Here is an 18,392-nt window from a genome sequence, read left to right on the forward strand (position 1 = left end):
GGGGGTGTGGCAAGGAGAGGCGCATGGGCGAGGGCGCAACCGAGGGGACTGGTCAGTCGGGCAGCGGACGCCCCGGCCAGCGCCGTCTCGCGCAATGGGTCCGCGACTATAGCCGGCTGCCCGGCATCCCCGACGAATTCCTCAACCCCGGCGGTGCCCCGCGCGCCGTCTGGAGCCGTTTCTTCGACGCCTTCGGTGCGCTGGCGCCTGACGAGATCGAGCGGCGCTTTGCCATGGCCGACCGCCATTTGCGCGAGGCCGGTGTCACCTACCGGGCGCCCGGCGACAGCGCCGACCGGCCGTGGTCGCTCAGCCACCTGCCGCTCCTGATCGACGAGGCCGATTGGCAGCAGCTTTCAGCCGGCATCAAGCAGCGCGCCCAGCTTCTCGAACTCGTGCTGCGCGACATCTATGGCGAGGGACGGCTGGTCGCCGAGGGCGCGCTCCCTGCCGCCGCGATCGCCGGCAGCCCCGAATATCTGCGGCCCGTCTGCGGCGTGGTGCCGCCCGGCGGGCGGTATCTGTCGATCTATGCCGCGGATGTCGGCCGAGGGCCCGACGGGCGCTGGTGGGTGCTCGGAGACCGCACGCAGGCGCCGTCGGGGGCGGGCTACGCGCTGGAAAACCGCCTCGTGCTGTCGCGCGCCTTCGCCGACCTCTACAAGTCGATGAACGTGCCGCGCGTCGCGCCGTTCTTCGAGGCGTTTCGGGACTCCCTTCGCGCCAGCGCCGACCGCGACGAGCCGCGCATCGGCGTGCTGACGCCCGGCAGCTTCAGCGAGACCTATTTCGAGCACGCGACGCTTGCGCGCTACCTCGGCTTTCTGCTGGTCGAGGGCGACGATCTCGCGGTCAGCGACAACCGCATCCACATCCGCACCGTCGCAGGCCTGAAGCGGCTCGACGTGCTCCTGCGCCGGGTCGATTCCAACTCGCTCGATCCGCTCGAGCTCGAGGCGTCCTCGCGGTTGGGTGTGCCCGGGCTGATCGACGTGTTGCGCAAGGATGGCGTCGTCGTCGCCAACATGCCGGGCTCCGGCGTGCTGGAGGCGAGGGCGCTGCTCGGCTTCCTGCCGGCGCTGAGCCGTCGCCTGCTCGGCGAGGAATTGAAGATGCCGCACATCGCCACCTGGTGGTGCGGCCAGCGCTCGGCGCGTGAGGAGGTCTTGTCGCGGCTCGACGAGGTCGCGATCGAGGGCGCCTATCGCCGCGGCGTTCCCGGCTTCCACGGCACGGGCCCGGTGCTTGCGAGCGAGCTCGACGCATCCGAGCGCCAGCGCCTGATCGACGCGATCGGCGGGCGCGGCATGGACTATGTCGGCCAGGAGGTGGTGCGGCTCTCGACCATGCCGGTGTGGGAACAGGGGCAGCTCACCCCTCGCCCCTTCGTGCTGCGTGTGTTTGCCGCGGCCACACCGGACGGCTGGACCATCATGCCCGGCGGCTTCTGCCGGATCGCCGAGCAGGCGGATGCGCGTGCCGTGTCGATGGGCGATGGCGCGCGTGCCGCCGACGTCTGGGTCGTCTCGGAGAAGCAGGTCTCCACCGCGACGCTGCTGCCCGCGACCGACAAGGTGCGGATCCGCCGCATCGCCGGCGTTCTGCCGAGCCGTGCCGCCGACAATCTGTTCTGGCTCGGCCGCTATCTCGAACGCGCCGAGGCCACGCTGCGGCTGGTGCGCGCGCTCGGCTCGCCGATGCGCGGACCCAACAACAAGGGCGCATCGGCCGCGATGCAGTCAGCCGAGCGCATCCAGCGCATCCTCGTCGCCTGGGGCGCGATCTCGCAAGCCTCGCGCACGGCCCCCGGACGGATCGCGGCCGAAGCACTGCAAAGCCCCGACCGTTTCGGCTCGGCACTGTCGCTGGTGCGCGCGGCGCAACGCACGGCAACCGGTCTGCGTGAGCGGTTGTCGCCCGACGCCTGGCAGGTCATCACCGAGATGGCCGAGCGGCTCGCCTATGAGGTCGAGGACGACGACAGCGTGCTCAGCGCGGCCGAGCTCACCTTGCAGGAGCTCGCGAGCTTCGCCGGCCTTGCGCAGGAGAACATGAACCGCGCCGCCGGCTGGCGCTTCCTCGACATGGGCCGCCGCGCCGAGCGCGCCATCAACACCACGCGCTTTGCGCGGCAGTTCGCCTATGACGAAGCGGGCGACGAGGACCTCGACGTGCTGCTGACGCTGGTCGATTGCCAGATCACCTATCGCTCGCGCTATCTGCTGGCGCCGGTGCTCGCGCCGGTACGCGATCTCGCGGTGCTGGACAGCTTCAATCCCCGCTCGGTCGCTTTCCAGGTCGCAAGCCTGAACGAGCACATTGCAGCTCTGCCGAGCCTGAAGGAGTACGGCCTGATCGAGAAGCCGCAAAGGCTCGCGGTCGCCGTGCAGGCGATGCTCGCCACGGCCGAGGCCGAGAAGCTCGAGGTCAAGACGCTGTTCTCGCTGGAGCAGGACCTGCTCAACCTCGCGGAGGCGATCGGGCTGCATTACTTCCCGCATGGCCCCAACGCCAGCCGGCCGGAAAAGCTGACGGGGCTGGCGTGATCTACGACATCCGTCACGTCACGACCTATTCCTACGAGAGTCCGGTCAGCTTCGCCCGCTGCACGCTGCGCCTGGAGCCGAGGAGCGGCGACGGGCAGGAGCTCATCTCGCACAATGTCGAGATTCGGCCGCGGCCCGCGAGCCGCAACGTGCGGCGCGATTTCTTCGGCACTCTGACCGAGAGTATCTTGATCGAGGCGCCGCACCGCAACTTGCGTATCGATTCCCGCTCCCGCGTGTCGGTGTCGCGAACACCGCCTGCGCGCGATGCCTTCAGCCCGCCCTGGGAAAGCATCCGCGACATCGCGTTCGAGGCGACGAGCCTCGGGCCGTCGTCGCCGGTCGGCTACGTCTTCGCGAGCCCGCTGGTGCCGGTGCTGCGTCCCGTCAGCGCCTACGCTGCGATGAGCTTTGCGCCCGGCGCCGGCATCCTCGCCGGCGCCGTCGATCTGATGCATCGCATCCGCAGCGAATTTCGCTACGACCCGAAGGCGACGGTGATCTCGACGCCGCTCAACGAGGTGTTCGACAAGCGCCACGGCGTCTGCCAGGACTTTGCCCATGTGATGATCGCGGGGCTGCGCGGCCTCGGGCTGCCGGCGGCCTATGTCAGCGGTTACTTGCGCACCATCCCGCCGCCCGGCCAGCCGCGCCTGCAAGGCGCCGATGCCACGCACGCCTGGGTCTCGCTGTGGTGCGGGCCTGAGCTCGGCTGGGTCGGGCTCGATCCGACCAACGATCTTCTGGTCGCCAACGATCACATCGTGCTCGCAATGGGACGCGACTTCTCCGACGTCTCGCCGGTCGATGGCATCATCGTCGGCTCGCCAAAGCAGAAGCTCGGCGTCGCCGTGGACGTGATGCTGGTGGAGTAGGGCGGTGCTCTCACCAGGTTTTCAGCTGTCATTCCTCGCGAAAGCGGGGAATCCACTACGCCGCGGCTTCTCCGTATTCGTGGCGCCTCTGGGATACTGGATCGCGCGCTTTCGCGGGCGATGATGACTGAGTGTGTGATGAGCAGCTCGTACACAATCACCTTTCCAACAATTTTGTTTCCCGATGTTTCTCTTCCGTGTCCAGACGCTCATCATTAATGCGCTGTTAACAGGCCGCTGCGACATTTTGGCTCACCATCATCGTTAACGAAGCGGTAACCGATGTTCGAGGCCGTTGTGTTGCTGACGGAAGCTGCCGAGCAGGCTGCATTGTCGCAGATATTGAGGAGCCGCCGGCAGGACCTGACGATCAGGCCGGTGACCGGGATCACCGAGCTCAGGAGCCTCGATCCATCGCTTCTTCGGCATGCCCGGCTGATCGCCTTTGCCTCCAGCATCATTGTGCCGGGCGAGCTTCTCGCGAGCCTCGGCTATGGCGCCTACAATTTCCATCCGGGGCCGCCGACCTATCCCGGCTGGGCACCCACGCACTTCGCGCTCTATGACCGCGCGAGCGAGTTCGGCGTGACCCTTCACGCCATGGCCGAGCGCGTCGATACCGGCATGATCCTCGACGTCACCTCGTTTCCCATTCCGGAAAACGCCGGCGTCCTCGGTCTCTGCGAACTGACTTATGCGCAGCTCTTGAGCCTGTTCGTGGAATGGGCCGATCGATTGGCCCATCAGCCGTTGCTTCCGGCGCCGCGTCCGGAGATCCAATGGAGCGGTCGGAGAAACTCGCGGCGTAATTACAAGGCCATCTGCGACATTCCGCTGGATATCAGCAAGGACGAGCTGTGGCGCCGGATGCGCATCTTCGGTGCCAATCACTACGGCATCACGCCGACCCTCAATCTGCACGGCGTGACCTTCGCGGCGAGGTTTCCGGCGGAGCACGCATGAGCCTGACGTCGACCGCTTTCTCGCCGCAGGTTCCGACCGGACCGAGCGCCGCCGACCTGCTGCGCAGGGGACGCGAGCATTACAGGCGCGGTGAGCTGAAGGACGCGATCGCGCTCTTTCAGGCCGGTCTCGCGCTGGTGACCATGATGTCGATCGCTACCGCCACTGACATGGCGGCCGATCTTCACGCCGCGCTCGCCAACGCCTTCATGCTCTGCGACGATCTCGATTCCGCGGCCGAGAACTACAAGGCCGCCCTGCGGCTTGCGCCGCATCTCGTCGCCTGCTGGTGCAACCTCGGCAACGTGCATCTGAAGACCGGCATGGCGCAGCAGGCCATCGCGCTCTATCTCGAAGCGCTGCGGCTGAACCCGGCGCATCGTCCGTCGCGGACCAATCTGGTGCAGGCGCTCGTCGCGACCAGGCAATATGTGCTTGCTCAGGTCCTGCTCGGCGAACTCATCGAGGAGGTGCCCGACGACGCGAGCCTTCATGCGGAGCTTGGCAAGGTCTGCTTCGAGCTGAAGCAGATCGAGGATGCGATCGCGCATTTCGAGCGGGCCGCCGTGCTCGCACCCGAGCGGGCCGACAATCTCTACTGGATCGGCGCGATCCGGCAGGCGATCGGCGAGACCGAGGCCGCGGAGACCGCCTATGAGCGAGCCGTCCGGCTTCACCCGGTGCTGCGCCGACCCGCGACGCGGTCGCCGGCCAGCTTCCGCGTGCTCGCTCTGTTCGCGCCCTTCGTCGGCAACACGCCGATCGCGTATCTGTTTCGCGATTGCGCCTACCAGACCGACATCCTCTCGCTGTCGCCCTCGATCCGGCCGGATCTCGCGTCGCTCGCACGTGAGGCCGACGTCGTCGTCAACCTCGTGTGCGATGCTGATCAGGGCGCGGCCATTCTACCGCTCGCCGACGAGATTGCCAGGCGCCTCGGCAAGCCGGTCGTTAACGAACCCGAAAAGATCTTGCGGACGACACGCGATGCGACCGCGGTTGCGCTTGCCGGCATTCCGGGCTGTCGCGTGCCGCGCACATGGCGCATCGCCGCCGGCCAGGTGCTTCCGCTCCCAGGAAGCGAGCTGACGTTTCCGTTGCTGGCGAGGCCGGCGGGGACCCATGGCGGGGACTTCTTCGCCAGGTTCGAGGATCGCGACGCTCTGACGGCATTCCTTGCCGAACGCGCGAGTGAGGATCGCTATCTGATCGAGCCGATCGACTATCGGTCGGCCGACGGCCGTTTCCGCAAGTACCGGTTCATTTTCGTGGGCGAGCAGATGCTGCCCTATCATCTGGCGATCGGAGACGGCTGGAAGCTGCACCGCGATAGCACGGACATGGCAAGCCAGGACTGGATGCAGCGCGAGGAGGAACAATTCCTGCGCGACCCCAAATCGGTTTTTACCGCCCGTCATCATGACGTGTTGCGAACGATCGGGAGCCGCATCGGTCTCGACTATTTCGGCATCGACTGCGCGCTCGACGACCAGGAGAACCTCGTCGTCTTCGAGGTCAACGCCTCCATGCTGGTGCACGACGAGAACCCGGATTTTCCCTACAAGGACCCGTTCGTTCGCAGGATCAAGACCGCGTTCGACGCCATGCTGGCGCGGCGCGCGGGCGCTATGCCCGAGCTTGGGCTGAACTAGCCCCTTGGGCCACCGCGTCTCACGCGATCAGGGACGTCCATGGAGACCTCTGATCAGGTCAGCGATGGCGACCGGCTTCTGCGGCACTGCTTCGCCGACCGGCTACGCGGTGGTCCTCTCGTGAAGGCGATTGGCCGCCGTCATTGCAACATAAATCTTTGTCCCGCGACCTCATCGGAGATTTGGTCCGCGGGGCGGAGATGGGCTATGCTGCCCCAGGGCAACGAGAAACGAGGCGTCAGGAGTTGGCGTGGGAACACCACCGACTGCGGGGCTGCATCCATGATGACGTTATCGAGACTGGCGGCAGATTCCTTGGAGAAGATACTGGGCTCGTTCATGCGTCGCCGGTTCGACGAGTCCTCTGCAAGAATCATCGAGGGCGCGACCCGCACGGCGATGGAATGCATCGGCAACAGCGATGCACTCTATCACAATATCGAGCACACGATGCTGGTGACACTGGCGGGTCATGCCATCCTCAGTGGCCGATATCTCCATACCCATTCGTTGGCGGAGGATTTCATCCACGTCCTGATCGCCTGCCTCGCCCATGACATCGGCTATGTGCGCGGCCTGTTCGAGGAAGATGACGAAGACGGTTTCCTGATCGACGAGGTCGGCACCAAGATCGCGCTGCCGCGCGGTGCATCCGATGCCAGCCTGATGATGTATCACGTCGATCGATCGAAGCTCTACGTGATGCGGCGGCTACAACATATTCCGGGGCTCGATCCCGAACGTATTGCCAGTGCCATCGAAGGCACGCGGTTTCCGGCTCGGGACGGCCAGGACTACGACGCCGACGCCTCGATCCTGCGCGCTGCCGATTTCATCGGCCAGCTCGGCGATCCCAATTACCTGCGCAAGGCCAACGCGCTCTACTATGAATTCGAGGAGGTCGGCATCAATCGGCAGCTCGGTTATGACTCGCCCGCCGACGTCGTCCACCGCTATCCGCAGTTCTATTGGGACAGCGTCGCCCCGCATATCCAGACCGAGATCGGCTATCTCAACAAGACCGACCTCGGACGGCAATGGATCGCCAATCTCTACAGCAATGTTTTCCGCGCCGAGCGCGACATCTCGCTGTCGGGGCCGCAGAGGTAAGGATACGCATCGTTCGTTCGCAAGAGGGTTGTCGCAAGAATGCAACCGAAAACAGTGACCGCCGGCGTCCTCGACGTCGCCTATCTCGAATTCGGCGCGCCGGACGGCTGGCCCTGCATCATGGGCCATGGTTTTCCCTACGACGTCCACGCCTATGCGGAAACTGCGCCGCTCATCGCGCAATCCGGCGCGCGGGTGCTGGTGCCGTGGCTGCGCGGCTATGGTGGGACGCGTTTTTTGTCCGACAAGACGTTGCGCTCGGGCGAGCAGGCGGCGCTCGGCGCTGACCTCCTGGCCTTCATGGATGCTCTGAAGATCGAACGTGCGGTGGTCGGCGGTTATGACTGGGGCGGGCGCGCGGCCTGCGTGGTCTCGGCGCTGTACCCGGAGCGGGTCGTCGGGCTCGTCTCCGGAAATTCCTACAACATCCAGAACATCGCGCGGTCGATGGAGCCGGCCTCGCCGCCGCAAGAAGCCGCGCTCTGGTATCAGTATCTCTTTCATAACGAGCGCGGCCGCCGCGCGCTCGAGCGCAACCGGCGCGGCTTTGCCCGCCAGCTCTGGTCGATGTGGTCGCCGAAATGGACGTTCGACGACGCGACGTTCGACACAAGCGCGGCGGCATTCGACAATGCGGACTTCGTCGACGTCGTGATCCATTCCTACCGGCATCGCTACGCGCTGGTCGCAGGCGATCCCGCCTATGAGGCAATGGAGGCACGGCTGGCGGCGCAGCCGCCAATTCGCGTGCCGACGATTGCCATCGACGGCGACTCCGACGGCGTCCTTCCGGGTACTGCATCCCACAGGCCGAAGTTCGGGGGCGCTTTTGAACTGCGCGTCTTCCGCGACGCCGGCCACAACTTGCCGCAGGAGCGGCCCGCCGAATGGGCGCAGGCCGTGCTCGACCTCCGCAAGGCGGCGGAGCGCTAGGGCATGATCCGGAAAAGTGTAAAGCGGTCTTACGAAAAGATCATGCTCAAACAAGAACCTAAAGCGCGATGACGATTCATCCCAATCTCATCGCGCTTTGGGGGCGTTTCCTGGATCCGTGATTTTTCCCGAGTTTCGGGAACCTTTCGTAGTTGGGGCCGTCCACCCATGCAGCGCGAGACCCGCGCCGGGAGGACTGTGCCATGACCGACGAGAAACAGCCGAGCGGACCCGATCTGACAAGGGGCGTGAACCTCGCCGATTTCAACGACGGTAAGCTGCTCGGCCATGTCGGTGACGAAGACGTTCTCCTGGTGCAGCTCGGCACCGAGGTTGTGGCGATCGAACCCGCTTGCACGCATTATCACGGTCCGCTCGCCGAAGGGCTCGTGGTCGACGACACCATTCGCTGCCCCTGGCACCACGCCTGCTTCTCACTGCGCACCGGCGAGGCGGTCGCGGCGCCGGCGCTGAATGCGCTGGCGGTCTGGGAGGTCGAACGCGAAAAGGACAGGATCGTCGTGCGCCGCAAGCGGGAGGCGCCACCACAGGCCGCGCCGCACCGTTCTGCGCCGACGCCGGACCGGTTCGTCATCATCGGTGGTGGCGCGGCGGGATTTGCCGCAGCCGAAATGCTCCGCCGCGAAGGATTTGCCGGCAGCATCACCATGCTCAGCAACGACAGTGCCTTGCCGGTCGACCGGCCGAACCTGTCCAAGGACTATCTGGCCGGCAATGCGCCGGAGGATTGGCTGCCGCTCCGGCCGGAGGACTATTACGCTGGTGCAGGCATCGATCTCAGGCTCGACACCTCCGTCGCCGCGCTCGATCCGAAGCAACGCCATGTGACGTTGGGCAACGGCGACAAGGTGCCGTTCGACCGGCTCCTGCTGGCGACCGGCGCGGAGCCCGTGAAGCTGAAAATTCCAGGTAGCGACCAGCCGCATGTCCACACCCTGCGATCGGTTGCCGACAGCCGCGCCATCATCGCGGCGGCCGGTAGCGCCAGGCGCGCGCTCGTGATCGGGGCGAGCTTCATCGGCCTGGAGGTCGCCGCGTCGTTGCGGGCGCGCAAGCTCGAGGTGCACGTCGTCGCCCCGGAAGAGCGGCCGATGGAGCGCATCCTGGGAGCCGAGATGGGCGACTTCGTCCGTGCGCTTCATGAAGAGAACGGCGTCCATTTCCACCTCAAGGACACCGTGGAGAAGCTCGACGGCCGCCGCGCTCACCTGAAAGGTGGCGGCGTGATCGAGTCGGACCTCGTGGTGGTCGGCATCGGCGTCAAGCCGCGCCTCGAGCTGGCCGAGCGGGCTGGGCTTGCGATCGATCGCGGCGTGAGCGTGGACGCCTATCTCGAAACCAGCGCGCCCGGCATCTTTGCGGCCGGCGACATCGCGCGCTGGCCGGATCCGCATTCGCAGGCCAGCGTCCGCGTCGAACATTGGGTGGTTGCCGAGCGGCAGGGGCAGACCGCAGCGCGCAATATGCTCGGCCGGCGCGAACGCTACGACGCCGTGCCGTTCTTCTGGAGCCAGCATTATGACGTGCCGATCAACTATGTCGGCCACGCCGAAGGCTGGGACGACATCAAGATCGACGGCAGCATCACGGGCAGGGACTGCCTGCTCCGGTACCGGAAGGGCGGCCGCGTGCGGGCCGTCGCTTCAATTTATCGCGATCTCGAAAGTCTGAAGGCCGAGCTGGATATGGAGCGGTCGCGCGCGTGAGGCGCGCTTTGGCGGTCTTGACCTGAATCAACGGCGGCACCGGTGACGGCTGCTCTTCTGGCTGTCGTCCCCACTGGGCCCATGCTATCCTGACGTGTGCCGTGGGGGTTCGCATGTAGGAGTAGCCGTCATGACAACTGCTTCGGATATGTCACACAGTCTAGGCTTGGGCACAGGCATCGCGGCGCTGCGGCCGAAATGGGGCTGGATCGTCGCGCTCGGCGTCGTCTACGTCATCGCCGGCTTCATTGCGCTCGGCAGCGTGGTGATGGCGACGGTAGCGAGCGTGCTGGTGGTCGGCGTGATGATGATCGTCGCCGGCGTAACCGAGGTCATCGGCGCATTCCAGATGAAGAGCTGGGGCAAGTTCCTGATCTGGGCGCTGCTCGGCGTGCTCTACGTCATCGCGGGCTTTTTGACCTTCGAGAACCCGCTGTTCGCCGCGGTGCTGCTGACCCTGTTCCTGGGTGCCTCGCTGATCGCTTCCGGCGTCGTCAGGCTGTTTCTCGCCTTCAGCATGAAGCGCGAGAGCCCCTGGATCTGGGTCGCGCTCTCGGCCGTCATTACCCTGTTGCTCGGCCTGTTGATCCTGGCGCGCTGGCCGGTCAACAGCGTCTACATCCTCGGCCTGTTCCTCGGCATCGATCTGATCTTTGCCGGTGCGGGCTGGCTGAGCCTTGGTTTCAGCCTGCGGCGCAGCACATAAGGCGCGCGAGGAAGGGTTGATTTTAAGTCGCGGTTGACCGCGCGATCCTCCGCGCGGCCGAAGGGGGGTGCTTCATGCGTTGGGTCTATCTCACCATCATTATCCTGTTCGCGGTCGCAATCGTGGTGTTCGCCGCGCAGAATTTCGAGACCGTCACGGTCTCGTTCCTCAAGGTGAACCTCAGCCTGCCGCTCGCGCTGCTCTCCGTCGTCGTCTATCTGCTTGGCGCTGCGACCGGCGGCAGCCTGTTCGCGCTTCTGCGACGCTCCTATAAAGGCTCCTGGCGCGGCGCCGAATGACGCGTGCGACCGATCATCCCGCACGGCATCGCCGGTCGGACTGTCACCTGAGCTGCGTTCACCAGCGCGCCCGTTGTTCGACGCGGTTCGCCTCGGGCAGACCGCGCCGACGGGCATCTAACGATCAAGCGCGCGAGAGCGCATCGAGCTTTCCGCGAAGCTCATCGATCGTTGGCTTCGCGATGTCCCCAACTCCGGGGGTCGCCAGCACCTTGTCGCACATCTGGTTGATGGTCGGCGTTGCTGCCGCGATCAACTTGGCAAGTGCGCTCTTGCCTTCGGGGGTAAGCTTCGTCGCGAGGTTGCTGACGTCGTTCAATTGGGTCGTCGCTTCCCGAAGCTTGGGAAGCGCCGCCTGCGCGGAGGTGGCGTCCGTAATGGTCGGCAGCACGGATCGCAACGTGCCGACGGACGCGTTGACCTGGTTCGCCAGGTTCACTCCTCCAATTGTCAGATCTGGCGGTGCCAGACCCACGGTTCCGGTCGGGGGCTGCGTTGCGGCGGGACGCGGCAATTCGGCAACCGGTTCGCTCGCCTGACGCCCGGTGGCATACCAGACAAGTCCCCCCAATACGACCAGCGCGACTAACCAATAGGGCCACTGCGACGATGCTGCGCTTGTTGCGGCGTAAGCCGCCCGACTAGCCCCGGCAACTGTACGCTCCGAGGCGTCGGTAATTCGGCTCCCGGCGGCCGAAGCGGCTGCGGCACCGCCGCGCATGGTTCCCGCTGCCCTGTCGATGAGGCCGGCAGCGCTCAACTGATCGGCCAGGCCGGACGGAATCGCCGCGGCGATCTGATCCTTTTGTGAGCCGAGAAGCGACGCCAGCCCGCTTGCATCCAGGCCTGCACTGCGCTGGTGTTGACCCAACACCCCGAGGACCAAGGGGGCGAGCACACCGAGTAGCGACTTGCTGGACCCTTCGTCGAGTCCTGCGAACTTCCCGATCGACTGTGCGATCGTATCCGTCGCTCCGCCACCGAACAGACCAGACAGCAGGCCCGATCCGGTTTCCGTGAGCGCGTTCTGACCCGAACCGCCGATGAGGCTCTTGAAATTCTCCAGCGACCCAGGCAGTTGCTGCGCCAACGTGCCGGAAAGTTGGCGCGCCCCGTTCGGAGTGGAGGCCACATCCGCGAGGCCCGCAAGCAGCGTGGGGACGGCGCCTCCAATGGCCTTTTGCGCGACGCTGCGATCAACGCCCAAGGCAGAAGCGATCTTTGCGATCATGTCTGGGGTGAGGAACTGCATCACAACAGAGATGAGACTGGATGCCATCGCGATCTCTCCATTTTGGTTGTGAGGTGAGTTGTCTCCTTGGCTCCGATGCTGCGGCTTGGTTCACGCTAGCCGCGTCGTCCAGCGATTGCTGCAACAGAAATTTGGTTCAGGATTGTGCAAGTGATGCGATCTGGCAGGCCTAATGTCTCGCCAACAGATTTGCGCTACTCACCGATCGATCCATTACATTGGGATCAAACGGAATGTAGCACGCCCAAATTTCCGGCCTGTCCAGTCACAACACGGAGAGCGGGCGCCACGCCAAGACGTCGCGCACGGTCTCGACTGCGTTGCGGGTCCTGGAATGGATCATGCCGACGTTCTCGCCGATCTCGGCGGTGGCCTTTGCGATCTGACCGGCGGGCGCCCCAACCTCATGGGCGACGACGGCAAAGCCGCGGCCGGCATCGCCGGCGCGCGCCGCCGCCGAAGGTGATATCATGGCCTTGTCGCCAGCTGCCCAGCGTGCCACAGCGCCTCCGTATCGAGCGACCATATGGTGCGCCGATCTGAGCTGACGGGGAGAATTGTCTGTAACGTCGCAAGCAACAACGTCGGGGAGCGTTCAACATGGAAATCAATGGTGTTGCCCATACGTTTATCACGGCTGGAAATTTTGCGGCCGCACGAGCGTTCTACGGACAATTGTTGCCGTTCCTGGGCCTCACGATAGTGGCCGATACCGTGAACACTTTCTATTGTGTCGGTGGTCGTACGGGCTTCGGCATTCATGCCCCGGCTGCGGAGTACGACGGACAACGATTTCGCCAAGGTTCGGTCGGATTGCACCACCACTGCTTCCGTGCTCGCGAGCGAGCCGACGTCGACGAGGCGTACCACTTTCTAGTCAAGATCGGCGCACACATCGTGCACGAACCGCGGGAGGACGGTTTTGCTCCCGGTTACTACTCTGTATTGTTCGAGGATCCGGACGGTACGAGGCTGGAACTCAATCACGTGCCCGGCAAGGGGCTGCTCGCACCGGGAACGCAGATTGGTGGAGGCTATGCCGATGGTACGCAGAACGGCTAGTCTTCGCTCCACCTGAAACGTTCGGCGCGTGAATTCTTGGCCCGCGCCACCAATGTCGTCACGCTACGGGCTGTCAGCCCGCCTTGGAGATCCCGCGCTCAGCGGGTCCCGAGCGCAAATTCTGGAAGAATTTCTCCACCTCGCGCGACAGCGTCTCGGCCGTTGCGGTCAGGCTGCTTGCCGCGGTCAGCACGGACGTTGCTGCGGTGTCCGTCTCGCCGATGGCGTCGCGAAGCGAGGTGATGTTGGCGACCAGCGTTTCGTTGCCTTGCGCGGCGGACTGCGCGTTGGCGGAGATTTCGCGAGTCGCGGAGTCCTGCTGGCCGATGGCACCTGCGATGGCCGAGGTGACGTCGTTGATCTCGCGCACGGCGCCGCCGATCTCGCGCACGGCCTCGACCGCGTTGCGGGTCGAGGACTGGATCGTGCCGACGTTCTCGCTGATCTCGGCGGTCGCCTTCGCGGTCTGCCCCGCGAGCGCCTTGACCTCATGGGCGACGACGGCAAAGCCGCGGCCGGCATCGCCGGCGCGCGCCGCCTCGATGGTGGCGTTGAGCGCAAGCAGATTGGTCTGCTCGGCGATCGCCTGGATCAGATTGAGCACGCCGTCGATGCGCTGCGTGGCGGCGGCCAGGCTCTCGATCTCGGAGATCGATTTCTCGGTGCGCTGGCCGGTCTGCTCGACGGCGCTCGCCGACTGCCGCACCTGACGGCCGATCTCCTCGACGGATGCCGACAGCTCTTCAGCCGCCCCCGCCACCGCCGTGACATTGTGCGAGGCCTGCTCGGTGGCGCTCGCCGCCGCGCCGGCGCGCGTGCTGGCATCTGCCGTGACGCGGGTGATCGTCTGCGCGGTCTCGCGCATCGCCGACGCGTTGTCGGCAAGGCCCCGCATGACGGCGCCGATCGCCTCGCGGAAGGCCTCGACCGAGATCTCGATATGGCGCGCGCGCTCGTTGCGCGCCGCAGAGTCCTGCGAGACCTGCGAGGCCAGATTGCGGTTGCGGTCCATCGCCTCCTGGAAGATCCGGATCGCGCGCGCCAGTGCGCCGATCTCGTCGGCACGCTCGGCATGCGGCACTACGACATTCTCTTCGCCGTCGGCGACCTGCTTGATGGTCGCGGTAATCGTCGAGAGCGGACGGGCGATCGAGCGCGCGATGATGACAATGCCGATCACGACGAGCGCCAGCGCGACGCCGCCAAGGCACGTCAGCACGAAGGAGAGCGTGCGATTGGTCTCGGTCTCCTGCGCAATCTGCCTGGCGCGCTCGGCATAGACCTTCGACAGCGCCTCGAGATCCTTGTTCAGCGCCGAACGGACGCTGCGGTTGGCGTCGTTGTCGCCCCAGTCGCGCCCCGCGGCCGGGCTGACCTCGTTGGCGCGACGCACCAGTTCTTTCCGGAAATCGACGAACTGCTCGATGCGCTTCCTGAAGGTCGCGAACTGCTCGGCATCGTCGGCCTTGACGATGGTCTCCCAGCGCTTGACCACGTCCAGCATCTGCCCGTTGAACTTCAGAAGGCCTTCGCCGTATTTCTTCACCACGGCCGGGTCGGTCGACATGTAGACGCCGCGGGATTCCATCACCACGGCGTAAACCAGCGAGTTGACGCGCTCGACGTTCAGCGCCGCCGCATTCGCGGTTTCGATCGCGGCCGTGAGCTCGGCGCCGCGGCGGCTGTTGTAGTCCGACAGCACCGCGATCCCTGCGGTGAGGAGCGCGAACAGCGCGAAGATCGAATATAGCCTGGTGGCGAGCGTGAAACGGCCCGCCAGGCGCGAGGCATTCCCGGTTTGGTCGGTTGTCATGGTTTTCAGGGCCCGAATGGCCTTTACGTGCGGCCGGTAACGCGGACGGTAAAATTGATACAAAACTATGCAGAATGAAGGTGGATGCAGCGTTAACGCGCCAGGGTTGCATCTCAGACCTTGGTCGTAGAAAATACAAGGAATATCAGTCTCTTGGAGACGCTATCGATTTTCGGCCATGCGCCTCCCGGGATTGGCATGCCATGCTGCGAAGATCAGCATGCGCCGGCGCCGCGAGACACGTACACCTCGGAGCCGGATTGGTTCTGCCTCGGCCATCGGCCGACTGACGCCGGAGGGACCTTTGGTCTATCGCCACACCATCGATGCGACGAGCTATGTTTTCGCCGATCTGCGCGACCTCCTGGCCAAGGCGACCCCGCCGCGCTCCGGTGACCGACTGGCCGGGATTGCCGCTGCCAGCGCCGAGGAGATGATTGCGGCGCGGATGGCGCTCGCCGACGTTCCGCTTGGCCAATTCCTCCAGGAGGCCGTGGTCCCCTATGAGGCCGACGAGGTCACGCGCCTCGTCATCGACACCCACGATGCAAAGGCCTTCGCGCCGGTGGCCGCGCTCACCGTCGGCGGCTTCCGCGACTGGCTGCTCTCGGACACCGCGACGACGGAAGGTTTGCGACGGCTGTCCCGCGGCATCACGCCGGAGATGGCGGCCGCGGTGTCGAAGCTCATGCGCAACCAGGACCTGATCCTCGCGGCGCGCAAATGCGAGGTGATCACGTCGTTCCGCAACACCATCGGCCTGAAGGGGGGGATGAGCACGCGGCTCCAGCCCAACCACCCCTTCGACGATGCCAAGGGCATTACCGCCTCGATCCTCGACGGCATCCTGCTTGGCGCGGGCGATGCCTGCATCGGCATCAACCCGGCGAGCGATGACCCCGCGATCATCGGTCGGTTGCTGCGGCTCTTGGACGAGATCATTGCGCGGCTGAACATCCCGACCCAGGGCTGCGTGCTCACCCATGTGACGACGACGTTGTCGCTGATCGGGCAGGGGGTGCCGGTCGACCTGGTGTTCCAGTCGGTCGCCGGGACTGAGGCTGCCAACCGCAGCTTCGGCATCGATCTCGCTTTGCTCAAGGAAGCGAACGAGGCCGGGCTGTCGCTGAGGCGCGGCACGGTCGGGCAGAACGTGATGTATTTCGAGACCGGCCAGGGCTCGGCGCTGTCGGCCAACGCCCATCACGGCGTCGACCAGCAGACTTGCGAGGCGCGCGCCTATGCGGTCGCCCGCGCGTATCAACCCCTGCTGGTCAACAGCGTGGTCGGCTTCATTGGCCCGGAATATCTCTATGACGGCAAGGAGATCATCCGTGCTGGGCTCGAGGATCATTTCTGCGGCAAGCTGCTCGGCCTGCCGCTCGGAGTCGACATCTGCTACACCAACCATGCCGAGGCGGACCAGGACGACATGGACAATCTCCTGACGCTGCTCGCCGCCGCCGGCGTCACCTTCATCATGGGGGTGCCCGGCGCAGACGACGTCATGCTGAATTATCAGTCGACCTCCTTCCATGACGCGCTCTATGTCCGCGACGTCTTCGGCCTGCACCGCGCGCCGGAGTTCGACGACTGGCTGGAGGACAGCGGGATTGCGGGTGCCGATTTCCGGCTTGCTCGCGATGCGGGGCTGCTACCCGATTTTGCCGCACGCCTGATCGCCTGAAAGCCGGCCCGAATTTCGCATGGTCACGGACGATCTGCGTGAACCTCGGAAACCATTGGTGCGTCTTACGAATTAGGCCCATGCCACAATATTGAGGAATTTGGGGCCCAGCGTTACGTTATGTGTCTTGATGTCTATTCTGCACGGTTTGTAGGAAGTCGTTGGGGGAAGCTCGATGCGCGCTGAAAGCAACGGAACGGTCCGGCATATTCTCTGCGTCTTTCCGCGTTACACGTCGTCTTTCGGCACCTTCGAGCACGCCTATCCCCTGACCGACGGCGTCAAGGCCTTCATGCCACCGCAGGGGCTGCTCCTGATCTCCGCCTATTTGCCGAAGGAATGGCAGGTCAAATTCGTCGACGAGAACCTCCGCCCGACGACGAAGGAAGAGTTCGAATGGGCGGAAGCGGTCTTCGTCAGCGGCATGCACATCCAGCGCCAGCAGATGAACGACATCTGCCGCCGCGCCCATGAGTACGATCTGCCGGTCGCGCTCGGCGGCCCCTCTGTCAGCGCCTGCCCGGATTACTATCCGTCCTTCGACTATCTCCATGTCGGCGAGCTCGGCGATGCCACCAATGAGCTGATCGCGATCCTGTCGCGCGACACCGCGCGCCCGGCGCAGCAGGTGGTGCTGACGACCAACGACCGCGTCCCGATGACGGAGTTTCCGATTCCCGCCTACGAGCTTGCGGAGGTGAAGAAATATTTCCTCGGCAGCATCCAGTATTCCAGCGGCTGTCCCTATCAGTGCGAGTTCTGCGACATCCCCGGTCTCTACGGCCGCAATCCGCGCATCAAGACGCCGCAGCAGATCATCGCCGAGCTCGACCGCCTGCGCGAATGCGGCATGACCGACACGGTGTATTTCGTCGACGACAATTTCATCGGCAACCGCAAGGCGGCGATGGACTTGTTGCCGCACCTGATCGAGTGGCAGAAGAAGACCGGCTATGTGGTGCGCCTCGCCTGCGAGGCGACGCTCAACATCGCCAAGCGCCCAGAGATCCTCGAGAAGATGCGCGAGGCCTATTTCATCACCATCTTCTGCGGCATCGAGACGCCGGATCCCGACGCGCTGCACGCGATGCAGAAGGACCACAACATGATGGTCCCGATCCTGGAGGGCGTGCGCACCATCAACTCCTACGGCATGGAGGTGGTGTCCGGCATCATCATGGGGCTCGACACCGACAAGCCGAACACGTCGGATGCGCTGCTTTCCTTCGTCGAGGAATCCCGCATCCCGCTGCTGACCATCAACCTGCTTCAGGCGCTGCCCAAGACGCCGCTGTGGGACCGGCTCGAACGCGAGGGCCGGTTGATCAACGACGAGGGCCGCGATTCCAACGTCAACTTCCTCTTGCCTTATGACGATGTGGTGGCGTCCTGGAAGTTCTGCATGGAGCGGGCCTATGCGCCCGAGAAGGTCTATGCGCGCTATCAGCACCAGTGCGACTACACCTATGCCAACCGCCTCAAGGTGCCGGTGCCTGCGGAGATGAAGACCTGGCCCAACATCCGGCGCGGTCTCGTCATGCTGCGCAACATCTTCTGGAAGGTCGGTGTGCTCGGCGACTACAGACGCGTGTTCTGGAAGTTCGCGCTGGGCCGGATCAGGCGCGGCGATCTCGAAGGCCTGATCGGCTGCACCATGATCGCGCATCATCTCATCACCTTCGCGCGCGCGGCATCCAGCGGTCAGCAGAACGCATCGAATTACTCGCTGCGGCTGCGCGAGGCATCCGTTCCCGCCGAATGATGCGA

At 64.9% G+C, this 18,392-nt stretch carries 14 protein-coding genes and 1 pseudogene; 12 read left to right on the forward strand and 3 right to left on the reverse strand.

Going from position 1 to position 18,392, the window contains the following annotated elements; all coding sequences use genetic code 11:
• Window positions 1-23 precede the first annotated feature (23 nt).
• From QQL28_RS17415 to QQL28_RS17455, 9 genes are all read left to right on the forward strand, one after another.
• The gene (locus QQL28_RS17415) at window positions 24-2,546 is read left to right on the forward strand and encodes a circularly permuted type 2 ATP-grasp protein (protein ID WP_284267284.1); all 2,523 of its coding nucleotides are present in this window, start codon (window positions 24-26) and stop codon (window positions 2,544-2,546) included.
• Entirely contained in the window at window positions 2,543-3,421 is an 879-nt protein-coding gene (locus QQL28_RS17420) for a transglutaminase family protein (protein ID WP_284267285.1), read from the forward strand. Before QQL28_RS17415 ends, QQL28_RS17420 begins: the two co-directional genes overlap by 4 nt.
• A gap of 282 nt (window positions 3,422-3,703) precedes the next feature.
• Window positions 3,704-4,384 (forward strand): formyltransferase family protein, encoded by a 681-nt coding sequence (locus QQL28_RS17425; protein ID WP_284267286.1) that lies wholly within the window; start codon window positions 3,704-3,706, stop codon window positions 4,382-4,384.
• Window positions 4,381-6,036 carry a tetratricopeptide repeat protein gene (locus QQL28_RS17430; RefSeq protein WP_284267287.1) on the forward strand — a complete coding sequence of 552 codons (1,656 nt, stop codon included), beginning with the start codon at window positions 4,381-4,383 and terminating at the stop codon, window positions 6,034-6,036. Before QQL28_RS17425 ends, QQL28_RS17430 begins: the two co-directional genes overlap by 4 nt.
• A 282-nt stretch (window positions 6,037-6,318) precedes the next feature.
• Window positions 6,319-7,146, forward strand: a complete 828-nt coding sequence (locus QQL28_RS17435) for an HD domain-containing protein (RefSeq protein ID WP_284267288.1) — start codon at window positions 6,319-6,321, stop codon at window positions 7,144-7,146.
• Window positions 7,147-7,185: 39 nt separating this feature from the next.
• Entirely contained in the window at window positions 7,186-8,079 is an 894-nt protein-coding gene (locus QQL28_RS17440; RefSeq protein ID WP_284267289.1) for an alpha/beta fold hydrolase, read from the forward strand.
• A gap of 203 nt (window positions 8,080-8,282) precedes the next feature.
• On the forward strand, window positions 8,283-9,806 hold the full coding sequence (locus QQL28_RS17445; protein ID WP_284267290.1) for an FAD-dependent oxidoreductase: 1,524 nt from the start codon (window positions 8,283-8,285) through the stop codon (window positions 9,804-9,806).
• A 130-nt stretch (window positions 9,807-9,936) separates the two neighbouring features.
• Entirely contained in the window at window positions 9,937-10,512 is a 576-nt protein-coding gene (locus tag QQL28_RS17450) for an HdeD family acid-resistance protein (protein ID WP_284267291.1), read from the forward strand.
• Window positions 10,513-10,586: 74 nt separating this feature from the next.
• On the forward strand, window positions 10,587-10,811 hold the full coding sequence (locus tag QQL28_RS17455; RefSeq protein ID WP_284267292.1) for a LapA family protein: 225 nt from the start codon (window positions 10,587-10,589) through the stop codon (window positions 10,809-10,811).
• 124 nt (window positions 10,812-10,935) lie between these two features.
• Here QQL28_RS17455 and QQL28_RS17460 read toward each other — a convergent pair whose 3' ends face one another.
• Together QQL28_RS17460 and QQL28_RS17465 are read right to left on the reverse strand one after the other, a co-directional pair.
• On the reverse strand, window positions 10,936-12,090 hold the full coding sequence (locus QQL28_RS17460; RefSeq protein ID WP_284267293.1) for a DUF937 domain-containing protein: 1,155 nt from the start codon (window positions 12,088-12,090) through the stop codon (window positions 10,936-10,938).
• 268 nt (window positions 12,091-12,358) lie between these two features.
• Window positions 12,359-12,517: pseudogene (locus tag QQL28_RS17465) on the reverse strand (methyl-accepting chemotaxis protein); the annotation flags it as partial.
• Between the two features lie 146 nt (window positions 12,518-12,663).
• On the opposite strand from QQL28_RS17465, the gene QQL28_RS17470 reads away from it, so the two are divergent.
• Window positions 12,664-13,125 (forward strand): VOC family protein, encoded by a 462-nt coding sequence (locus tag QQL28_RS17470; RefSeq protein WP_284267295.1) that lies wholly within the window; start codon window positions 12,664-12,666, stop codon window positions 13,123-13,125.
• A 73-nt stretch (window positions 13,126-13,198) separates the two neighbouring features.
• Here the strand turns inward: QQL28_RS17470 and QQL28_RS17475 are convergent, their stop codons facing one another.
• Window positions 13,199-14,938 carry a methyl-accepting chemotaxis protein gene (locus tag QQL28_RS17475; protein WP_284267296.1) on the reverse strand — a complete coding sequence of 580 codons (1,740 nt, stop codon included), beginning with the start codon at window positions 14,936-14,938 and terminating at the stop codon, window positions 13,199-13,201.
• A 304-nt stretch (window positions 14,939-15,242) separates the two neighbouring features.
• Between QQL28_RS17475 and QQL28_RS17480 the strand changes: the two genes are divergently transcribed.
• On the forward strand, window positions 15,243-16,625 hold the full coding sequence (locus tag QQL28_RS17480; RefSeq protein WP_284267297.1) for an ethanolamine ammonia-lyase subunit EutB: 1,383 nt from the start codon (window positions 15,243-15,245) through the stop codon (window positions 16,623-16,625).
• A gap of 175 nt (window positions 16,626-16,800) precedes the next feature.
• Window positions 16,801-18,387: a B12-binding domain-containing radical SAM protein gene (locus QQL28_RS17485; protein WP_284267298.1), complete on the forward strand. Its 1,587-nt coding sequence runs from the start codon at window positions 16,801-16,803 to the stop codon at window positions 18,385-18,387.
• The last annotated feature ends 5 nt before the right edge of the window (window positions 18,388-18,392 follow it).

Source organism: Bradyrhizobium iriomotense (assembly GCF_030160715.1).
Taxonomy (GTDB): domain Bacteria; phylum Pseudomonadota; class Alphaproteobacteria; order Rhizobiales; family Xanthobacteraceae; genus Bradyrhizobium; species Bradyrhizobium iriomotense.

What these genes read in the sequence shown, in the direction of transcription:
- QQL28_RS17485 (WP_284267298.1), top strand. Translation starts at nt 16,801, where the DNA reads ATGCGCGCTGAAAGCAACGGAACGGTCCGGCATATTCTCTGCGTCTTT.
- QQL28_RS17430 (WP_284267287.1), top strand. Translation starts at nt 4,381, where the DNA reads ATGAGCCTGACGTCGACCGCTTTCTCGCCGCAGGTTCCGACCGGACCG.
- QQL28_RS17435 (WP_284267288.1), top strand. Translation starts at nt 6,319, where the DNA reads ATGATGACGTTATCGAGACTGGCGGCAGATTCCTTGGAGAAGATACTG.
- QQL28_RS17425 (WP_284267286.1), top strand. Translation starts at nt 3,704, where the DNA reads ATGTTCGAGGCCGTTGTGTTGCTGACGGAAGCTGCCGAGCAGGCTGCA.
- QQL28_RS17470 (WP_284267295.1), top strand. Translation starts at nt 12,664, where the DNA reads ATGGAAATCAATGGTGTTGCCCATACGTTTATCACGGCTGGAAATTTT.
- QQL28_RS17445 (WP_284267290.1), top strand. Translation starts at nt 8,283, where the DNA reads ATGACCGACGAGAAACAGCCGAGCGGACCCGATCTGACAAGGGGCGTG.
- QQL28_RS17460 (WP_284267293.1), bottom strand. Translation starts at nt 12,090, where the DNA reads ATGGCATCCAGTCTCATCTCTGTTGTGATGCAGTTCCTCACCCCAGAC.
- QQL28_RS17455 (WP_284267292.1), top strand. Translation starts at nt 10,587, where the DNA reads ATGCGTTGGGTCTATCTCACCATCATTATCCTGTTCGCGGTCGCAATC.
- QQL28_RS17440 (WP_284267289.1), top strand. Translation starts at nt 7,186, where the DNA reads ATGCAACCGAAAACAGTGACCGCCGGCGTCCTCGACGTCGCCTATCTC.
- QQL28_RS17415 (WP_284267284.1), top strand. Translation starts at nt 24, where the DNA reads ATGGGCGAGGGCGCAACCGAGGGGACTGGTCAGTCGGGCAGCGGACGC.
- QQL28_RS17450 (WP_284267291.1), top strand. Translation starts at nt 9,937, where the DNA reads ATGACAACTGCTTCGGATATGTCACACAGTCTAGGCTTGGGCACAGGC.
- QQL28_RS17475 (WP_284267296.1), bottom strand. Translation starts at nt 14,938, where the DNA reads ATGACAACCGACCAAACCGGGAATGCCTCGCGCCTGGCGGGCCGTTTC.